The sequence below is a fragment of the Herminiimonas sp. genome, assembly GCF_030655415.1.
This window is the reverse complement of the sequence record NZ_JAURVN010000009.1, coordinates 19,469-37,707: the sequence shown is the minus strand read 5'-3', so window position 1 is coordinate 37,707 and position 18,239 is coordinate 19,469. Positions and strand designations below refer to the sequence as shown.

Sequence of the window (18,239 nt, the reverse complement as noted above, 5' to 3'; positions counted from 1 at the left end):
CCAATTTATTTGGTGACAGCTACGAGTTCGCGCTTGCCACCTTTGAAGGTGTAGAGCGTCAAGGTGCCGTCCTTGATATCACCTTTGGTATCGAAAGCAATCGCGCCGGTGATGCCTGGATAATTAATCTTGCTCAATTCCGGCAGGAATTTTGCAGGTTCGGTCGAACCGGCTTTTTTCATTGCTTCAACTGCGGCGAAGGTTGCATCGTAGGCGTAAGCAGCGGTATAGACCACGTCAACACCGAAGCGTTTTTTGTATGCAGCGCGGAAGTCTTCCACGCCTTTTCTGCGTGCTTCAGGCACGCCACCAGCTTCAGCACAGATAACTTGATTGTCACCCAGCGCATCGCCTGCCAAACCTGGTAATGAGCCGGTACAGATGCCATCGCCGCCCATGAACTTGGCATTAATGCCCAGTTGCTTCATCTGACGCATCATCGGACCGCCCACTGCATCCATGCCGCCGAAGAAAATGATGTCCGGTTTTTTGGATTTGATCGAAGTCAGGATCGCATTGAAGTCGGTTGCCTTGTTATTCGTGTACTGGCTCGCAACGATGGCCCCGCCTGCGCCTTTGACGCCTTTGGCGAATTCATCGGCGACGCCCTGGCCGTAAGCGGTACGGTCATCGATGACGGCGATACTTTTTCCGCCCAGTGTTTTGACGGCGTATTGGCCGAGCACTTGACCGAGTTGCGCATCATTGGCGACTACGCGGAATGCAGTTTTGAATCCTTGTTGCGTGTACTTTGGATTAGTCGCAGATGGCGAGATTTGTGGAATGCCTGCGTTCGAATAAATCCGTGATGCTGGAATGGTGGTGCCTGAATTCAGATGGCCGATCACGACCGAGACTTTGGCATCGACCAGTTTTTGTGCGGCTGCGGTTGCCTGTTTAGGATCAGCGGCATCGTCTTCTGCCAGCAACTGGAACTTCACTTTTTTGCCGGCGATGGTGGTGCCTTTGGCGTTCAAGTCTTCGACCGCCATACGGGCGCCGTTTTCGTTATCCTTGCCCATGTGCGCATCGGTGCCGGTGATAGGCGCGACGCTACCGATCTTGACTATCTGTTCTTGAGCCCAGGCAGTTCCTGCGAGAGCAAACGCAATCAGGCCGGCCAACGGGATCATTCTGGTCTTTAACTGCATATATTTTCTCCTGAGGATTGTAAAAATACAGAGTAGCTGCAACACTGGTCATGCATGCCTCTCAAGACAACGACCTTACAACAGAAGAAAATGCGACGTAAAGCGTTTTTTCTTTGATTTACATATTCTTATGCCCAAACTTCATACCCTGGATAAAGTCGATCGCAAGCTGTTGAACATGCTGCAGAAAGACAATCAAACGCCGACGCGCACACTGGCCGACGCGGTGCATATTTCGCAGCCGACTTGCCTGCGCCGCATACGCGATATGCGCGAGGCGGGCATTATTGGTGCAGACGTTGCGATGATCGATCCGTTTGCACTCGGCTACGGCATGCTGGCGTTTCTGGAAGTGTCGCTGGAAAATCAGGCGGACGAGCGCATGCAGGAATTCGAAAAGCGCATGAACAAGGAATCAGAAGTGATGCAGTGTTACTTCGTATCCGGCGACTACGATTATTTCCTGGTGGTGCATGTGGTGGATATGGACGCCTATTATCAATTCGTACGCCGCGCGATTTCCGGCTCGGGCAATGTCCGGCATTTTCAATCGCGCTTCCCGATGAAACGCGCGAAGTTCGATACGCGGATTGCCTTTGATGAAAAAGCTGCGGCGGTGCAGGTACGTATTGGGAAATAAAAACACGTTTGTTTCAGACAAAAAAAAGCTGCGTGCAAATACACGCAGCTTTTTTATTGCACGAACGCGTTTCAGGCAGGGACTGATTGCGGCGTCAAAATGCGACCGGATGGTTTGTATTCCATGCCGGTGAATTTGAAATCTACTTCCGGTTTGTGGCCGGAAATAATTTCTGCAACTGCACGTCCCGAGCCGCAGCCCATGGTCCATCCCAACGTACCGTGGCCGGTATTGAGGAATAGATTGCTGAATTTGGTCTTGCCTATATAAGGCACATTGGATGGCGTCATTGGACGCAGACCAGTCCAGTAAACCGGATTTTCATAATCGCAGGCACCCGGGAATAATTCCTGTGTACGGCGGGTGATCGCTTCGCAGCGCGTGGTGTTGAGCTCGCGTGTATAGCCATTCAATTCGCAGGTGCCTGCCACGCGCAAACGGTCACCCAGGCGTGAGACGACCAGCTTGTAACCATCATCCGTCAAGGACACGGACGGTGCGGCGTCCGGGTTGGTGATCGCATAAGTCGCTGAATAACCTTTGCCCGGATAAATCATCAGGTCGATGCCTAGCGGTTTGGCCAACTGGGTCGAGAAGCTGCCCATCGCCAGCACGAACGCATCGGCATGCAAGACTTGATGACGGCCATCTGGCGTGATGACTTCAACGCCGCTGATTTTTGCATGTGCGCCCGAGCCTTCTGTAATCAGGCGAGTGACGGTCGTGTTGAACTGGAATTGCACACCGACTTCGGCTGCTTTCGCTGCCAGACCGCTAGTGAATTTATAGACGTCACCAGACTCATCACTTTCGGTAAAGTCGCCACCGACGATTTTGTCGCGAATGCTGGCCAGTGCCGGCTCGATACGTACCACTTCATCCGCGCTGATCGAATTGCGCTGGCAACCGAGTTCGCACATCAGCTTTGCTGCGGCCAATGATTCGTCGAATTCTTTTTGTTCGGTATAGAAGTGCAGAATGCCGCGTGTCAGATGGTCGTAACCGATGCCGGTTTCGGCGCGTACCGATTGCAAGGTTTGACGGCTGTACTCCGAGATGGCGACAATCTGGCGGATGTTGTCAGCAGTGCGGGCAGGCGTGCATTCACGCAGGAAGCTGAGCGCCCATTTCCATTGCAGCCATTCCGGACGGAAGCGATACAGCAAAGGCGCGTCTTCCTTGCCCAGCCATTTCAATACTTTCATCGGGGCTGCAGGATTAGCCCAGGGTTCAGCGTGTGAGACAGAGATCTGGCAGCCATTGGCAAAACTGGTTTCTTGTGCGGCGCCGGGTTGGCGATCGATGACAGTGACGTCGTGTCCCGCCTTGTGCAAAAACCAGGCGGAAGCCGTACCAATGATGCCTGAACCTAAAACAATTACTTTCATTACAATCTCCAGCCTTCGTGTTGAGCGATGACTCTATTGTAGAAAAATAGTGGTTTTTTATGTGTTCAATAAAATCGTAAAAATTTCTATTTAAAACTATAAAAATTGAATTTGTGTTTTAAAAACAAAGAAATTGGAGAATTTTTTATTTTTTTGAAAAATGTAAATTATTTATTTCTTGCGCCACAGCATCGCTGACCACTTCACCTAGCGTCTGATGCAAGCCTTGTTTTATCTCTTCTACCGCGCGCTGCAGACTGGTGGAAAGTACTTCTTGCATGCGCTCTTCCAGCACCGTATTTATGCGTGACATTAATTGCGACAGCACGCGCTCACTTATCTTTTGCTCCATCCGCGTCCACTCTTCATCCAGCCAGCCACTAATAGGCGCATGTTCTACCGGTGCAGGTGGCGCTTCTATTTCGACTTGCAGCACAGGGATGTCTGCCAGATATTCCGCGGGTGCATTCGGTGCTGCAGGCGCAGTGAAGAAGGGCGGAATGGGCGCGAAAGACTGATTCGGCGAAAAGTTATATTGCGGTGTTGGGGTATGAGCAGGAGCCGGAGGTGGAACAGCTTGCCATGCAGCCGGTGCTTCAACTGGCGATGCAGGTGTCGAGGCAACGCGTGGTGGCGTCACGATGACTTCGGTGAGAACCGGGATGCCAGAATCTTGTGGAGTATTGCTCATGCGTTCTCAGCCACAAAGTGAGTCAGTGGATAGCCGCGCTGTTTGTAATAACTATAGCGCTCGCGTCCGGATGCCTTATCGCCATCATCGGCAGCGACGACTTCAAACATCCGTTCAAAACGCGCGAAGTGTTCAGGCGGCGTATCCGATAGATTGATCAGGATTTGATGATGCGGCGATTCCATCGCTTGTTCAGTCGTCAGCAGAATCGGTGTTTGCGCAGCAAGCGCATCGTCGATCATCACATGCGGCAAAAAGTCTTGTTCAGAAAACGTCCACAACGCCTCATCCAGCTTGGCGAGTTGCGCGTCATCTTTGGCAAGTATCACCAACTGAAAATTGGCCTTACGTGCCTTGCGCGCAAGTCGGCATGCGTACAAGATTTTGTCGGGAACATTGCTGTGAAAGTCGATACGCGTCATAAGCTAATTTTTAATCGAAACGTTTCTATTAGAAACGGAAGCCCGGCGGCGCATTGCCAGCCGCGGGCAGAGTATCTGTAGGTGGCGGAGGCGGTACATTATTCGCGGCCTTGGCTTCTGCCGCTTTTGGTTTTGGTGCGGCAGATTCTGGTGCTGGATTGCGATAGGTTTTAGGCAACTGGCTGCTGACCGGATAACCGGCGCTGGTCAATGCCGTATCCCACAACTCGGAATTGAAGCCGGATTGCTTTTGCGAACCGATGGTCACGAAGGGTAATTTTTTATCACCACCAACTTGTTTCAGTCGTGCGATTTCTTCATTGGTATTGACGGTTTTTTCAGTGTATGGAACACCGCGTGTCGTCAGCAAGTTGCGCGCGTCGGTACATGCATCGCATTTGTCTGTTGTATAGAGGGTGACTGGGCTGCCTTTGACGGCTTGCGCCAGTTCATATGGCAAGCCGGCAGTAGAAGGGCCGCTAGCGACAGCCTTCTCTTCAACTTTTTTTACAGACGATGGCGGTGGCGTGTCGCTATAAGTAATCTTGCCGTCAGGCGCGACCCATTTATATAACTGAGCATGTGCATTTGCCGAAAGCAGCAATGTGATCAGTAGCGAGAGCGGCAGCAAACCTTTTTTCATCTTCTTGTCCCGTGTATCGTTTTATGGAAACTCATTGCATCAGAACTCTGCATTACAACTTCAAATCTACAGCTTTCGAACTATCACTTTTTTTGTAAAGCTTATTGCAGAATCGGCTCATTGATTCAATGAGCCGATTGTTTTTCTACTTACTTCAAGCTGCCATGCCGCTGTGTCGCAGCAAGGCATCGATCGTTGGTTCGCGTCCGCGGAAGGCTTTGAACGAATCGATCGCTGGCCGGGAACCGCCCATCGCCAGAATCTCGCGCAAGAAGCGATCACCGGTATCGCCCGACAAAACATTGCCGCTGGCTTTGCCGGCTTCTTCAAACGCGCCGTAAGCATCAGCGGACAAGACTTCCGCCCACTTGTAGCTATAGTAACCGGCTGCATAGCCGCCAGCAAAGATATGCGCGAACGAGTGTTGGAATCGGTTGAATTCCGGCGGTGTCATGACCGAGACTTGCGCGCGCACTGCGTTGACGACCTCTTGCACGCTTTGCTTGCCTGCTGGCTGGTAATCGTAATGCAGGTGCATGTCGAGCAGCGAGAATTCAACCTGGCGCAAAGTTTGCAGACCCGACTGGAAGTTTTTCGCAGCGATCATCTTGTCGAATAGTGCGCGCGGCAATGCTGCACCGGTATCGGCATGCGCCGTCATGTGTTGCAAGACATCCCATTCCCAGCAAAAGTTTTCCATGAATTGCGATGGCAATTCAACCGCATCCCATTCGACGCCGGAGATACCGGACACGCCCAGCTCTTCAACGCGCGTCAGCATGTGATGCAAGCCGTGGCCGAACTCATGGAATAGCGTGATCACTTCATCATGCGTGAACAGCGCTGGTTTGGTTTTGCCATTGACGACAGCTGGTTCGGTGAAGTTGCAGGTCAGGTAAGCGATCGGGGTTTGGATGCCGCCGTTGTCCTTGCTACCTTCGAGGCGGCGACGACCGCGTGCATCGTCCATCCATGCGCCGCCACGTTTGCCCTGGCGTGCATACAAATCAATATAGAACTGGCCGATCAGTGCGCCATCTTTTTCGATACGGAAGAACTTCACATCTGGATGCCAGACCGGAGCTGTATCGGGTTTGATAGAGACGGAGAACAGTGTTTCAATCGTGCGGAACAAACCGGCGATAACTTTCGGTTCAGGGAAATATTGCTTCACTTCCTGTTCGGAAAACGCATAGCGTTGTTCGCGCAGTTTTTCCGATGCATAGGTTACGTCCCATGCTTCCAGTTTTTCGATGCCCAGTTCTTTTTGCGCAAAACTGCGCAGTTCTGCCAAATCCTTTTCAGCAAACGGACGTGCGCGTTTAGCGAGGTCATGCAGGAAGGCGATCACTTCGTCTGGTGTCTTTGCCATCTTGGCGACGAGTGACACTTCGGCGTAATTTTTATAACCCAGCAAGGCGGCTTCTTCATTACGTAGTTGCAGGATGTCGACGATGTTTTGCGTATTGTCCCAGGCCGGTTTATTCGCCAACTCGGATGCCTTGGTCGCATTGGCGCGATAAATCGTTTCGCGCAAGCTGCGTTTGTCGGCGTATTGCAGAATAGGGAAATACGAAGGGAAGTGCAGTGTGAATTTATAGCCCGTCTTGCTATCTTTTTCTGCCGCAGCGCGTGCAGCTTGCTTGGCATCGTCAGGCAAGCCTGCGAGTTCAGCTTCGTCTTCTATGAACAAAGCGTAATCGTTGGTCGCATCAAGGATGTTTTCAGAAAACTTGGTGGTCAGCGCAGCATGCTTTTCCTGGATCTCGGCGAAGCGTGGTTTATCTTCTTCCGACAATTCAGCACCACCCAAGCGGAAGTCACGCACGGCGTTTTCAATGATCTTTTTACGTGCAACGGAATAGCCAGAGTAATCCGGGCCCAGCTGCAGCGCTTTGTAATTGGTGAACAGCGTCAGGTTTTGCGCCAGCTCAGTCCAGAACTCGGTGATCTTCGGTTGGGTCTCGTTATAGACCGCGCGCAGTTCCGGTGTATCGACTACTGAATTCAGGTGACTGACAATGCCCCACGCCCGGCCCAATTTTTCGGTGACGTTTTCCAAAGGTTCGACAAAGTTTTCCCATGTCACTTGCGCAATCGGTTCTTCAAGTTCTTTGACGACGGTGCGCGCTTGATCCAGCAGGCTGTCGATGGCCGAACCAATATGATCAGGTTTGATAGCTTCGAATTGTGCAAGGTCGGAAAAATCCAGCAGCGGGTTCAGGGCAATATTCATCAGTTGGTTTCTCTCTCTGCTGCTTCAATGGTGTTCACCAGAAGCATGGTAATGGTCATGGGACCGACACCGCCCGGAACTGGCGAGATGTGGCCGGCGACTTCTTTGGCTGCAGCGAAATCGACATCGCCACACAGTTTGCCGTTGTCATCGCGATTGATACCGACGTCGATCACGATGGCGCCGGGTTTGATCATATCGGCGGTCAGCGTGTTGCGGCGTCCGGTGGCAGCCACGACGATGTCGGCTTGACGTGTGTGATAGCCGAGATCCGTCGTTCCACTATGACAGATGGTGACGGTGGCGTTGGCTTGCAAGAGCAATAATGCCATCGGTTTGCCGACTGTATTACTGCGGCCGATGACGACCGCATGCTTGCCGGCTATTTTGGCACCAGTGCTTTCAATTAGTTTCATGCAGCCGTACGGCGTACACGGGCGGAAGCCCGGCAGGCCGGTCAGCAGTTCGCCCGCGCTCAATACTGAGTAGCCGTCCACGTCCTTGCGCGGCGAGATCGCTTCTATCACTTTTGTCGGATCGATATGTTTTGGCAGCGGCATCTGGACCAGAATGCCGTGAATTTTTGGATCATTGTTCAGTGCAGCAATGCGCGCCAGCAAGGCGGCTTCTGTCATATCCGCTTCGTATTTTTCCAGCAGCGAGAACACGCCGTTGTCTTCACATGCCTTGACCTTGTTGCGCACATAAACCTGCGAAGCCGGATCGGCGCCAACCAAAATCACGGCGAGGCCGGGTTGATTACCTTTAGCCGTTAGCGCGGCAGCACGGGCTGCTACGTCCTGGCGAAGTTGTTGGGAAAGCAGATTGCCGTCAATGATTTGTGCGCTCATGAATTGATAGTGTGAGTAGAAGAGAAAGACTGATTATAAGGGACGAAAATGCGGCGACGTAAAAGAGGGAATCTAATTGCGGATAGATTAGCGCGTAAGGAATTCGTAAGGTACTTGTACAGTCATACCGTTTTTGCCGCCGCACCGATTATTCAAAATGAGCTAAAAGCCTTTAAAAATGCTGCTTTGCGACATAATTTCGCATTATGGGAAATGATATCGCCATTTGAAAATAACAAAAACTGCTGTTAAACTCGCCGGAATCTGCAGGACTATATGTGTTATCAGTTTCAAAAATGACGCCCGTTTTTACAAAAAACGGCATTAAAGATAAATCAGGAGACAAACGATGTCAGCCCAAATCGACCAGGTATTGGCGCAAGCCGCCAACGACCCAGATGTAATGGAAACGCAAGAGTGGCTGGATGCACTCGAAGCAGTGATCGAAAACGAGGGCCCTGACCGCGCTCATTATCTGATGGAGCGACTGATTGATCTGGCACGTCGTCGCGGCGCGCAAGTTCCGTTTTCCAGCACCACTGCTTACGTTAATACCATTCCGGCTGACATGGGCGAAAACTCGCCCGGCAATCTCGAATACGAAGAACGCCTGCGTTCATGGATGCGTTGGAACGCGATGGCGATGGTCGTCAAAGCCAACCGCGTTGATGGCGATCTGGGTGGTCATATTTCCAGCTTTGCGTCGCTCGCCAACATGCTGGGCACCGGCTTCAATCACTTCTGGCATGCGCCTACCGAAGATCACGGTGGCGACCTTTTGTATATCCAGGGTCATTCATCGCCTGGCGTCTATGCTCGCGCTTTCCTCGAAGGCCGCTTGAGCGAAGAACAATTGATCAACTTCCGTCGCGAAGTTGATGGCAACGGTTTGTCCTCATATCCGCATCCAAAATTGATGCCGGATTTCTGGCAGTTCCCGACTGTATCGATGGGCCTCGGTCCATTGATGGCGATCTATCAGGCACGCTTCCTTAAATACTTGCACGCACGCGATATCGCGAAAACCGACAACCGCAAGGTCTGGGTATTCTGCGGCGATGGCGAGATGGATGAAGTCGAGTCGATGGGCGCAATCGGCGTCGCAGGTCGCGAACAACTCGACAACCTGGTCATGGTCGTCAACTGTAACTTGCAACGTCTGGACGGCCCGGTGCGCGGCAACGGCAAGATCATTCAGGAACTCGAAGGCGAATTCCGCGGTGCTGGCTGGAACGTCATCAAAATCATCTGGGGCTCCAATTGGGACCCTCTGCTGGCCAAAGACAAAGAAGGCATCTTGCAGCGCGTCATGATGGAAACGCTGGACGGCGAATACCAGAATTTCAAAGCCAAGGATGGCGCTTACGTGCGCAAACATTTCTTCGGCAAGCATCCAAAATTGCTGGAAATGGTTTCGCGCATGTCGGACGACGACATCTGGCATCTGCTGCGCGGCGGTCACGATCCACACAAGGTTTACGCTGGTTTCAAGCAAGCGCAAGAACACAAAGGTCAGCCTACTGTGCTGCTGGTCAAAACCGTCAAAGGTTATGGCATGGGCAAATCGGGTGAAGCGCGTAACACTGCGCATCAAACCAAAAAACTCGACGACGAAGCAGTCCGCGAAATGCGTGATCGTTTCAACTTGCCTATCGCTGACGAACATCTGGCCGACATTCCATTCTTCAAACCGGCCGACGATGCGCCAGAGATGAAGTATCTGCACGAACGTCGTGCGGCGCTTGGTGGCTATCTGCCGCAACGTCGTATGCAAGCGGATGAGAAATTGCCGGTGCCTGAACTCGCGGCGTTTAAAGCCGTCCTGGATCCAACCGCAGAAGGTCGTGAAATCTCGACCACGCAAGCGTATGTGCGCATGATCTCGATCTTGTTGCGCGATGCAAATCTGGGCCAACGTCTGGTACCAATTCTGGTGGATGAATCCCGTACCTTTGGTATGGAAGGCTTGTTCCGTCAAATCGGTATTTACAACCGCGAAGGTCAGTTGTACGAGCCGGTCGATAAAGATCAGGTCAGCTACTACCGCGAAGACAAAGCCGGTCAGATTTTGCAAGAAGGTATTAACGAAGCGGGCGCGATGGCATCGTGGATCGCAGCCGCTACTTCGTACTCGACCAACAACCGCATCATGGTGCCGTTCTACACGTTCTACTCGATGTTCGGCCTGCAACGCATCGGTGATCTGGCGTGGGCAGCGGGCGACATGCGCGCACGTGGCTTCCTGCTCGGTGGCACTGCAGGTCGTACCACATTGAACGGCGAGGGTTTGCAGCATGAAGATGGTCACAGCCATATCCTGGCATCGACGATCCCGAACTGCGTACCTTACGATCCGACCTTCGCACATGAAGTCGCAGTCATCATGCAAGATGGCTTGAAGCGCATGATCGAAAATCAGGAAGACGTGTTCTATTACATCACCCTGATGAACGAGAACTACGCACAACCTGGTTTGAAAGCTGGCACCGAAGCAGACATCATCAAAGGTTTGTACCTGCTGCAAGAAGGCGCGAAGAAATCGAAAAACCGCGTGCAACTGATGGGCTCCGGCACCATCCTGCGCGAAGTGATCGCCGCTGCCGATCTGCTGAAAGAAGATTGGGGCATCGTGGCCGACATCTGGTCCGCACCATCGTTCACGTTGTTGGCACGCGATGGTCAAGATGTAGAACGCTGGAACATGTTGCACCCAGCCGATGCACCGCGCGTTGCTCACGTTACGAAATCGCTGCAAGGTACAACTGGTCCTATCGTTGTCGCTACCGATTACATGCGTACCTTCGCTGAACAAGTACGTGCTTTCATTCCGAAAGAACGTACATACAAAGTGTTGGGCACAGACGGTTTTGGCCGTTCGGACAGCCGTGCAAAACTGCGCGAATTCTTTGAGGTCAATCGTTACTTCGTGACGATTGCAGCACTCAAGGCATTGGCTGATGAAGGTGCGATTGCCACTTCCGTAGTTGCTGAAGCAATTGCGAAATACGGTATCAATCCAGAAAAAGTCAATCCGGTAACGCTGTAATCCACATACAAAAATCCTTCCTCATCAATGAGGTGACGGGGATGCAAATGGTGCGCAGAAAAACCTGCCAACCACTTGCTTCCCCGCAGTCATGATGGTGGACACGCAAACAAGCGGAGAGTGAACGATGAGCACGATTGAAGTCAAAGTCCCGGATATCGGTGATTTCAAGGAAGTTGAAATCATTGAATTGTTAGTCAAGGTAGGCGATACGATCAAAGTTGATCAATCGCTGATCACGGTTGAATCCGACAAGGCAAGTATGGAAATTCCATCCAGCCACGCCGGTGTCGTGAAAGAAATCAAAGTCAAACTTGGCGACAAGGTTGCCGAAGGCTCCTTGTTGTTGACGGTAGAAGCAGCGGCTGCTGCTGATGCCGCACCTGCGCCTGCTGCTGAAGCTGCTTCGACTCCTGCCGCAGCGCCAGCTCCGGTAGAAGCACCTAAAGAAGCACCTAAGGCAGAACCAGTGAAAGCTGCAGAGCCTGCGCCAGTTGCACAAGAAGCAGCACCTGCACCTGCTCCAGTAGCAGCGCCTGCTGCACCGGTCGCTGCAGCGGCTTCAGTACCAGCCACAGCATCAAATGCAAAAGCCCACGCGTCGCCATCGATACGCAAGTTCGCACGCGAACTCGGTGTTGACCTCGGCATCGTCGCCGGCTCCGGCCCTAAAGGTCGCATTACGCAAGAAGACGTACAAAACTATGTGAAGGGCATCATTGCTGCCGGTCCTGTGTCCGCTCCGGTCGCTGCAGCGCCAACTTCATCGCGCGGCGGTGCAGGTCTGGATCTGTTGCCATGGCCATCGCTGGATTTCAGCAAGTTCGGTACAACCAGCTTGTTGCCTTTGTCACGTATCAAAAAAATCAGCGGTCCGAACTTGCATCGCAACTGGGTCATGATCCCGCACGTCACGCAATACGACGAAGCCGATGTGACCGAGCTGGAAGAACTGCGTAAATCGAGCAACATCGCGCTGGCAAAATCCGGCGTCAAGTTGACGATGCTCGCGTTTGTTATCAAAGCATGCGTTGCAGCGCTGAAAAAATATCCAGCGTTCAATTCCTCGCTCGATGCCACTGGCGAAAACCTGATCCTCAAAGAGTATTACAACATCGGTTTTGCTGCGGATACGCCGCAAGGTTTGGTCGTCCCTGTCGTCAAAGGCGTCGATCAAAAAACCGTTACGCAAATCGCACAAGAGATGGGCGAGTTGTCCGCACAAGCACGCGACGGCAAGTTGAAACCGGCCGACATGCAAGGCGCGACCTTCACGATTTCTTCGTTGGGCGGCATCGGCGGAACGTATTTCACGCCACTGATCAATGCACCTGAAGTCGCGATCATCGGCTTGTCGAAAACATCGATGAAACCAGTCTGGGACGGCAAGCAATTCGTGCCACGCCTGATCATGCCTTTGTCGCTGTCCTACGATCATCGCGTGATCGATGGCGCGCAAGGTGCACGTTTCGTGACCTACCTGAGCGAGATGCTGGCTGACTTGCGCAAGTCGCTGCTGTAATCAGCAAACGCGTCATCAGTAAAACGTCAGTCCATGTTTCTGCCTGCTGCAAAGTGTGAAAGCTGCAGGCAGAACGAGATGAAAAATACGGAGCTAAAGCGATGAGCACGATAGAAGTCAAAGTCCCCGATATCGGCGATTTCAAGGAAGTGGAAATCATCGAACTGCTGGTCAATGTGGGCGATACGATCAAGGTCGATCAATCGCTGATCACGGTCGAGTCCGACAAAGCCAGTATGGAAATTCCAGCCAGCCACGCAGGCGTCATCAAAGAGTTGAAAGTCAAACTCGGTGACAAAGTCGCAGAAGGTTCGCTGCTGTTAATTTTGGAAGCATCGGAAAGTTCAGCAGTATCAGCGCCAACTCCTGCAGCTGCACCGGCTGCACCAGCGCCTGCAGCAGTTGCGCCAACTCCGGCACCTACCGCAGCGCCAACTCCTGCAAAAGCTGCTGCGCCTGTTTCAGCGCCAGCAGTTAATACACCTGCACCAGCCGCTGCCAGCTTCTCCGGCAAAGTCGATATCGAATGCGACATGATGGTTCTCGGCGCAGGCCCTGGCGGTTACTCCGCTGCGTTCCGCTCCGCCGATCTCGGCATGAATACTGTTTTGATCGAGCGCTACTCAACACTCGGTGGCGTCTGTTTGAACGTTGGCTGCATTCCATCCAAAGCACTGCTGCACGTTGCAGCAGTGATCGATGAAGCAGCAGCCATGACAGCACACGGCGTCACCTTCGGCAAACCGCAAATCGATATTGATGCGCTGCGCGGTTACAAGGAAAAAGTCATCGGCAAGATGACTACCGGTTTGTCCGGCATGGCCAAGGCTCGCAAAGTCAACGTAGTGCAGGGCGTCGGTCAGTTCGTCGGTACCAATCACATTGAAGTCACTGCAGCAGACGGCAGCAAAAAAACTATTCAGTTCAAACAAGCCATCATTGCAGCTGGTTCATCGGTTGTGAACTTGCCCTTCGTTCCTGAAGATCCACGCATCGTCGACTCGACCGGCGCGCTCGAATTGCGCAGCGTATCTAAACGCATGCTGGTCATTGGCGGTGGCATCATCGGCCTGGAAATGGCAACCGTCTATTCAACGCTCGGTGCGCGCATCGACGTGGTGGAAATGCTGGATGGCTTGATGCAAGGCGCAGATCGCGACATGGTCAAGGTCTGGCAAAAATTCAACGAGAAGCGCTTCGACAAAATCATGTTGAAGACAAAAACCGTAGCAGTCGAAGCATTGAAAGAAGGCATCAAGGTTTCTTTCGAAGCTGCAGAAGCGGGTGGTACTGCGCCGGAACCACAAGTCTACGACCTGGTATTGGTCGCAGTCGGACGCAGCCCGAACGGCAAAAAAATTGCTGCCGACAAGGCTGGCGTTGCAGTCACTGATCGCGGCTTCATCGAAGTCGATGCGCAAATGCGCACCAACGTGCACCACATCTTCGCCATCGGCGATCTGGTCGGCCAACCAATGCTCGCGCACAAAGCCGTGCATGAAGCACATGTCGCAGCAGAAGCCGCAGCCGGCGAGAAGTCCTACTTCGACGCACGCGTAATTCCATCCGTCGCCTACACCGATCCTGAAGTCGCATGGGTCGGCATCACCGAAGATGAAGCCAAAGCCAAAGGCATCAAGCTCGAAAAGGGTCACTTCCCATGGGCAGCATCAGGCCGCGCAGTAGCCAACGGTCGCGATGAAGGCTTCACCAAATTGCTGTTCGATGCAGAAACCAAACGCATCGTTGGCGGCGGTATCGTCGGCACACACGCCGGCGACATGATCGGTGAAATCGCGTTGGCGATTGAGATGGGTGCAGATGCAGTGGATATCGGCAAGACTATTCATCCGCATCCAACCTTGGGTGAATCGATAGGTATGGCGGCGGAAGTGTACAAAGGTGTTTGTACTGATTTGCCACCGATGAAGAAGAAGTAATTTTTCATCGGACTCAAAAAAGCGAGGCGTTGCCTCGCTTTTTTATTTCTCTACCTTCAATTACTACTTACCGCGCCGAGGTATTGACGCCGACGTAGAGCCTGTTAGAATCCAATGTGTGGGGCAAGTTGTGCCCACAAAAATCACAAAGCCGCTTCGAGCGGCTTTTTTGTTGCCCGCCTCCGTGCGGGCTTTTTTTATTTGGAGGTGCGTACTCACTAATGCGTCTTTTAAAATCCCTTCAGCCTGGAGTTCAGATGGACGAGATCGTTTCTGTCCTCGAAGTCCTCACAGCCTTGGTGAACTTCGCCAAAGCTGTGTTGGCCTTCGTGAAACTCTTGAAGAAACCTCGCCCCCCGAAGTAGTTGCCTAGTCCACCACATTCGTTAGTTCGCTAGCGGCTGGGGTAGGCAGTGCAAAACTGCTTTTTCCAGTCAAGGCCTGCGCTCGCCTAAAATTTCTAATAGATCAATCGCAGTATGTACTTGCCATTTCAAATCTCGGCGCGAAGTACAAATTATCTGTACGTTCTATTACGCACTTAAAATCGTTAGTAAAAGGGGGTAAATTCGATTTAATAATTGCTATCTAAACCACCAGTCAGGCCATTCTTGTACCAATCCAGCCAAACGCTCATATCCACGTTGACCCGGATGCGCAAAATCATTCGCAATTGCTTCCTTCAACCAATGTTCGTCTTTGCGCAAAACTTCAAACACAGACAAGTACGGAACATTCAACGTTGCTGCCAGTTCGGAAAACTGTTTATCCAACCGTTCAACGCGGCGATTGTGTGTACTGTCCGGCATAGGCGGCGGACCTATCATCAAGACTTTGTAGTTTGATGAAGAGGTGCGCAAGATGTTCTGGAAGTTGGCGAGGCTTTCTTCTTCCGATACGCGTTGTACACCTTCAAAAATCAATGTGTCATTGACGCCGAACGAGAACAAGACGAGTGCTTCGCAATCGGCCGGCAGTCTTGCCGCGCATTCCTGCTCCCAACGCGCTGCGATATCGCGGCTGGTGTCGCGACGGATGCCGAGGTTGTAGTGGGTGAGATTGATACCGCGTACTACGGCATCTTGTGCGACGCGACCGACCCAGCCTAAACACAGCGGATCGCCGGTGCCTTGTACGAATGAATCGCCGACGAAGCAAATACGATAGTCGATTTTAGATTGGCTAGTACTCATACGTGTGCTTGAGGAAAGGTCAGTCAAAGTAGGTTCTGCTTATCTCAAACCGAGATGACAAGTATAAATTATCCATAACATGCACCATTAGAGTTTTTCTTTAATTTTGCCGATTGTGATTTAAGATGAATCTATCTTTGTATGTTTATGTTGGGTAAATAAATCGCTAGCCCGACCTACCGCGCTTGATTAGTCCGATTGAATGGCAAGAAGGAAAGGATGCGGTTTATGAAACTTCGTAATGTCATCGTTATTAATGTGCTCGCCTTCGCCTGTGTTTCAGCAATGGCTGCTGATGCCAGAGAGCGAGGCTTCATTAGCAAGGGAATGCCAGAAGGTGAAGTGCTGTACCGAATCGGCAAGCCCGACCATGAAGCGCTCATCAAGAGCATCAGAGGTCAACCGGAAGAGAAGTCGTGGACTTATTTTCCGCACACGCAAGATCCTCAGACGCTGACGATCTTGACGCTGAAGGCAGGGGTAGTAGTGGACATAGAACGCAAAATCGCTCGTTAATATTCAGCGAAAACGCTCAGCGAAAAGCGCTACACTTTCTGTCCTACGACTAATTAAAAATCAGTCGAAGTAGGTTCGTGCCATTTCAAATCTCGGCGCGAAGTACAAATTATCCATACGTTCGATACGTACTTTGCCTTTGCTCGACGGCGCGTGAATAAAGCGGCCATCACCGATATAAACACCGACATGCGAGAACGGCCGGTTTAGTGTATTGAAGAAAACCAGATCACCGGGACGCAAGGTACGTGGATCGATTTCCTTCCCTCGACGTGCGATGTCAGCGGCGCTGCCGGTGACTTTGATGTCGACTGCCTTGCGATAGATGTACGACACCATGCCGCTGCAATCGAGACCGGCTTCAGGATTCTTGCCGCCGAATTGATAGCCGGTATCGATCATGCCCATCGCATAGAGCGCTACTTCATTGCCTTTTTCACTGACAGGTTGCGGTTCATACAGAATTGGCTTTGCAGCACTTGGACGCTTGACGGGTGTGGAGGTACCGCAGGCGGCGAGTACCGATGCAGCAAGCAGCGCGAGAAAAATTCCTCGCATGCTGCTTGCCATGGATTGCATTCGCGTCGGCATCAAGTTGCGCAATTCTTTCAGTCGGCGCTTCAAATTACTTTTTCACCTGAGTGAGCACATCGGACAACATCGCGATCATTTGATCGATCTCTTCTATCGTCACATTCAGTGCAGGCATAAAGCGCAGCAAGTCAGGGCGTGGTGAATTCAGCAGCAAACCAACCGGGCCCATGTCGCGTGCTTTCTCGACGATTTGTGGGCCGATTTCTGAGCCTAGTTTCAAGGCGCGCAGCAAGCCATCGCCACGCTCGCCGGCGAGACCAAATTGTTCTGTGAGTTTCAACAAGGCTTTGCTCAGATATTCACCTTTGTCTTTTACCGATTGTAAAAAGCCTGGAGCGAGCAATGCATTTGCGACCGCGAGTCCGACAGCTGTCATCAATGGATTGCCGTTGTAGGTGCCGCCTTGATCGCCGGGTTCAAAGCAGGCAACTTCTTCGGTACACAACATCGCTGCCAGCGGCACGCCGCCGCCTATGCCTTTGCCTAGCGTCATGATGTCTGGTGTGATGCCCGACAATTGGTAGGCGAATAATTCGCCAGTGCGACCCATACCGGTTTGTACTTCGTCGACGATCAGCAAGATGCCGTGTTCTTTGGTCAGCGCGCGCAAGCCTTGCATGAATTCGCGTGAGGCCGGGATCACGCCGCCTTCGCCTTGTACTGGCTCGAGCATGACAGCGACGGTTTTGTCTGTGATCAGTTTTTTGACGCTATCGAGATCATTCAAATCGGCTTTGAAGAAGCCCGATACTTGCGGTGCATAAATCGTGTCCCAGCCGGCTTTGCCGCTGGCTGACATCGCAGCGATGGTGCGGCCGTGGAAGCTGTGATCGAAGGTGATGATTTCGTAGCGATTTTCACCAGCGGCGTTCTTGTTGAGGCGGCCCCATTTGCGCGCGAGCTTGAATGCACTTTCATTTGCTTCTGCGCCGCTGTTGGCGAAGAAGACGCGATCGAAGCAGGAGTTCTCGGTCAACGCCGCAGCCAATGCGATAGCCGGTTCGTTGTAAAACGCTGGCGATGGATTGATTAGCTTTTTCGATTGCGCCACCAACGCATCTTGTATGCATTGCGGCGAATGGCCGAGGCAGTTGACCGCCCAGCCTTGCAGATAGTCGAGATAGCGTTTGCCGTTATGGTCGGTCAGCCACATGCCGTCGCCTTCGGTGAAAACCAGTTCCGGACGGTTGGTGATATAGAGCAGTGCGTTGACTGGGTACTGGCTGAATTCCATTTCGGCTACTCCTGAATACAAATTATTGAAAAAATGTCTGGTGCAAAAATACTAAAAAAAAAGCCACAGGATTTGCCTGTGGCTAGTTGAGCGCTAACAAACTACGCGCTTACACGCACGGCAATCCCTGTTGGGGCAGCGGGCTACGGCGTCGCAAGAGTGTGGCGGTCAT

15 protein-coding genes are annotated in these 18,239 nt (G+C 52.2%); 5 read left to right on the top strand and 10 right to left on the bottom strand.

The window, feature by feature from the left end:
- Window positions 1-5: 5 nt before the first annotated feature.
- Window positions 6-1,151 carry a branched-chain amino acid ABC transporter substrate-binding protein gene (locus tag Q7T66_RS06820; protein WP_304932582.1) on the bottom strand — a complete coding sequence of 382 codons (1,146 nt, stop codon included), beginning with the start codon at window positions 1,149-1,151 and terminating at the stop codon, window positions 6-8.
- A 130-nt stretch (window positions 1,152-1,281) separates the two neighbouring features.
- Here Q7T66_RS06820 and Q7T66_RS06815 point away from each other — a divergent pair, with 130 nt between their 5' ends.
- Window positions 1,282-1,791: an Lrp/AsnC family transcriptional regulator gene (locus Q7T66_RS06815; RefSeq protein ID WP_304932581.1), complete on the top strand. Its 510-nt coding sequence runs from the start codon at window positions 1,282-1,284 to the stop codon at window positions 1,789-1,791.
- A gap of 71 nt (window positions 1,792-1,862) precedes the next feature.
- On the opposite strand, the gene Q7T66_RS06810 is transcribed toward Q7T66_RS06815, so the two are convergent.
- The 6 genes from Q7T66_RS06810 to folD all read right to left on the bottom strand — a co-directional run bounded on the left by Q7T66_RS06810 (window position 1,863) and on the right by folD (window position 8,022).
- Window positions 1,863-3,179, bottom strand: a complete 1,317-nt coding sequence (locus Q7T66_RS06810; protein ID WP_304932580.1) for a D-amino acid dehydrogenase — start codon at window positions 3,177-3,179, stop codon at window positions 1,863-1,865.
- Between the two features lie 145 nt (window positions 3,180-3,324).
- Window positions 3,325-3,870: a hypothetical protein gene (locus tag Q7T66_RS06805; protein WP_304932579.1), complete on the bottom strand. Its 546-nt coding sequence runs from the start codon at window positions 3,868-3,870 to the stop codon at window positions 3,325-3,327.
- A complete protein-coding gene (locus tag Q7T66_RS06800; protein ID WP_304932578.1) occupies window positions 3,867-4,292 on the bottom strand; it encodes a DNA polymerase III subunit chi in 426 nt (141 codons plus the stop codon). Before Q7T66_RS06800 ends, Q7T66_RS06805 begins: the two co-directional genes overlap by 4 nt.
- Before the next feature lie 28 nt (window positions 4,293-4,320).
- A complete protein-coding gene (locus tag Q7T66_RS06795; RefSeq protein ID WP_304932577.1) occupies window positions 4,321-4,935 on the bottom strand; it encodes a glutaredoxin family protein in 615 nt (204 codons plus the stop codon).
- Window positions 4,936-5,089: 154 nt separating this feature from the next.
- Window positions 5,090-7,171 (bottom strand): M3 family metallopeptidase, encoded by a 2,082-nt coding sequence (locus Q7T66_RS06790; RefSeq protein WP_304932576.1) that lies wholly within the window; start codon window positions 7,169-7,171, stop codon window positions 5,090-5,092.
- Complete coding sequence (gene folD, locus Q7T66_RS06785; RefSeq protein WP_304932575.1) at window positions 7,171-8,022, bottom strand: bifunctional methylenetetrahydrofolate dehydrogenase/methenyltetrahydrofolate cyclohydrolase FolD; 852 nt, start codon at window positions 8,020-8,022, stop codon at window positions 7,171-7,173. The genes Q7T66_RS06790 and folD overlap by 1 nt, the downstream gene beginning before the upstream one ends.
- A 349-nt stretch (window positions 8,023-8,371) precedes the next feature.
- On the opposite strand from folD, the gene aceE reads away from it, so the two are divergent.
- The 3 genes from aceE to lpdA all read left to right on the top strand — a co-directional run bounded on the left by aceE (window position 8,372) and on the right by lpdA (window position 14,530).
- Window positions 8,372-11,068 carry a pyruvate dehydrogenase (acetyl-transferring), homodimeric type gene (gene aceE, locus Q7T66_RS06780; protein WP_304932574.1) on the top strand — a complete coding sequence of 899 codons (2,697 nt, stop codon included), beginning with the start codon at window positions 8,372-8,374 and terminating at the stop codon, window positions 11,066-11,068.
- Between the two features lie 127 nt (window positions 11,069-11,195).
- The gene (locus tag Q7T66_RS06775) at window positions 11,196-12,590 is read left to right on the top strand and encodes a dihydrolipoyllysine-residue acetyltransferase (protein WP_304932573.1); all 1,395 of its coding nucleotides are present in this window, start codon (window positions 11,196-11,198) and stop codon (window positions 12,588-12,590) included.
- 101 nt (window positions 12,591-12,691) lie between these two features.
- Complete coding sequence (gene lpdA / locus Q7T66_RS06770) at window positions 12,692-14,530, top strand: dihydrolipoyl dehydrogenase (protein ID WP_304932572.1); 1,839 nt, start codon at window positions 12,692-12,694, stop codon at window positions 14,528-14,530.
- A 584-nt stretch (window positions 14,531-15,114) separates the two neighbouring features.
- Here the strand turns inward: lpdA and Q7T66_RS06765 are convergent.
- Entirely contained in the window at window positions 15,115-15,723 is a 609-nt protein-coding gene (locus Q7T66_RS06765) for a GDSL-type esterase/lipase family protein (RefSeq protein WP_304932571.1), read from the bottom strand.
- A gap of 228 nt (window positions 15,724-15,951) precedes the next feature.
- Between Q7T66_RS06765 and Q7T66_RS06760 the strand changes: the two genes are divergently transcribed.
- The gene (locus tag Q7T66_RS06760; protein WP_304932570.1) at window positions 15,952-16,239 is read left to right on the top strand and encodes a hypothetical protein; all 288 of its coding nucleotides are present in this window, start codon (window positions 15,952-15,954) and stop codon (window positions 16,237-16,239) included.
- Between the two features lie 60 nt (window positions 16,240-16,299).
- Here Q7T66_RS06760 and Q7T66_RS06755 read toward each other — a convergent pair whose 3' ends face one another.
- Window positions 16,300-16,797 (bottom strand): C40 family peptidase, encoded by a 498-nt coding sequence (locus Q7T66_RS06755; protein ID WP_304932569.1) that lies wholly within the window; start codon window positions 16,795-16,797, stop codon window positions 16,300-16,302.
- 67 nt (window positions 16,798-16,864) lie between these two features.
- A complete protein-coding gene (locus Q7T66_RS06750) occupies window positions 16,865-18,067 on the bottom strand; it encodes an acetylornithine transaminase (protein WP_304932568.1) in 1,203 nt (400 codons plus the stop codon).
- Window positions 18,068-18,239: the final 172 nt, after the last annotated feature.